This window comes from Azorhizobium doebereinerae UFLA1-100 (assembly GCF_000473085.1).
Lineage (GTDB): Bacteria > Pseudomonadota > Alphaproteobacteria > Rhizobiales > Xanthobacteraceae > Azorhizobium > Azorhizobium doebereinerae.
This window is the reverse complement of record NZ_AXBA01000095.1, coordinates 1-1383: the sequence shown is the minus strand read 5'-3', so window position 1 is coordinate 1383 and position 1383 is coordinate 1. Positions and strand designations below refer to the sequence as shown.

Here is a 1383-nt window from a genome sequence, read left to right as displayed (position 1 = left end):
GGCCGACGTGCCCTGGCCCGGCTTGGTGGGGCCTTTGACCAGGCGCGGCGACACGCGCGCCGCGCCCGGCGGCGCGCTGGAGATCACCCACAGGCGCCGCGCATCCTCGAAGCGCTGGCCGGATGCCGCCTCCGGCGAGGCGCCGCCATTGGCGCCGGAGAAGCCGACGACGGTCGACCCCGACGCGCTGGTTCCGCCGATGCTGTTGGAGGTGCCGATGATGGCGCCGGCGGCATCGAGCCAGACCAGATCCGCATAGACCTGCACCGCCCGGTGGTTCCCGGTGGAGATGGAGAACTGGTACAGCTCGCCGGCCTGGACCGAGGGCGGATTGCCGGCGCCGTCCAGGAAGTCGAAGCCGCTATAGGCGTTCGCCTCGTCCGGCTGGATCAGGAACCAGCCGTTGACGCCCGGCGGCACCCAGACGGAGTGCTCACCGAGCACGCCCGCCACGCCGGAGGTCATGTTGGCCGGCCCCCACATGCTCACGCCGGACAGGCCGGCCGCGCCGCTGGCGTTGGGCAGGCGGTTGCCGGCCCCGCCGATGGTGGCGAAGCTCCGCGCCACGCTGTCGAGCGAGGCGGAGGCCTCGATCCGCGCCTTGAGGGCGGGCGTCAGCCAGATGCGCGCGGCGCTCTCCACCACGGCCGAGGCCGGGATCGAGCCCGTGACGATGTCATGGACCAGATCCTCGGCCTGGGCGATGCCGGTTTCGAGCGCGGCCAGCGCGGCGCGCATGTCCTCCAGCTGGGGCGCGACATTGGCCTGGATCACCTCCAGCGCCTGCCCGGTGCCGAGCGCGATCAGGGCCTCGAAATCCGCCTTGATCGCCTCCAGGGCGCGCAGGCGCAGGCCGACGCTGACCAGGGCCGCGTCCCATGCCGCCTTGTTGAGGCGCATGTCCTGCGGCGCGGCATAGTCGTCAGACGGGCTCGGCAGCAAGGACGGCATCGGCCCCGTTCTCCGTGATGAGCAGGACGAGCAGATCGCCGCGCAGGGTGAGGTCGCCGCGCGGCTTGAAGCGCACGCCGGCCGCCGCGGCCGGCCGCGCCAGCGCCACCCGATAGGCGCGCGCGGGTTCGATGGGGCCGGACAGGCCCGGTGCGGTGATCGCGTCAGCGGATGAAGCGTCGGCGGATGTAGCGTCAGTCATGGGCTGGCCTCACAAAGCGTAGAGGGCGATGTTCTGGATGAAGGGCAAGTCGGTGACGGTGGTGGTGGTCATGTCCACCCGCGCCCGTGCCTCGGTGACCGGCGCCGCCAGGACGAAGGTGGCCAGCACCGTGCGCTTCTGCGCATTCACCAGGTCGGGGGTGACCACCACGGCCGAGGGCGCCAGAACGCTGGTGCCGGTGACCAGCTTCGGCGCCACGCTGTGGCGGG

Annotated in this window: 2 protein-coding genes and 1 pseudogene; all 3 read right to left on the bottom strand. The window is 72.3% G+C overall.

What is annotated here, in order from left to right; all coding sequences use genetic code 11:
* Positions 1-951 (bottom strand): annotated as a pseudogene (locus YU1_RS31395) (hypothetical protein); the annotation flags it as partial.
* On the bottom strand, positions 923-1153 hold the full coding sequence (locus YU1_RS0125685; RefSeq protein WP_029006468.1) for a hypothetical protein: 231 nt from the start codon (positions 1151-1153) through the stop codon (positions 923-925). The pseudogene YU1_RS31395 and the gene YU1_RS0125685, both read right to left, overlap by 29 nt.
* Positions 1154-1162: 9 nt before the next feature.
* Positions 1163-1383 (bottom strand): hypothetical protein (locus tag YU1_RS34160; RefSeq protein WP_035716765.1); only part of this gene is annotated, 221 nt, incomplete at its 5' end.

What these genes read in the sequence shown, in the direction of transcription:
- YU1_RS0125685 (WP_029006468.1), bottom strand. Translation starts at nt 1,153, where the DNA reads ATGACTGACGCTACATCCGCCGACGCTTCATCCGCTGACGCGATCACC.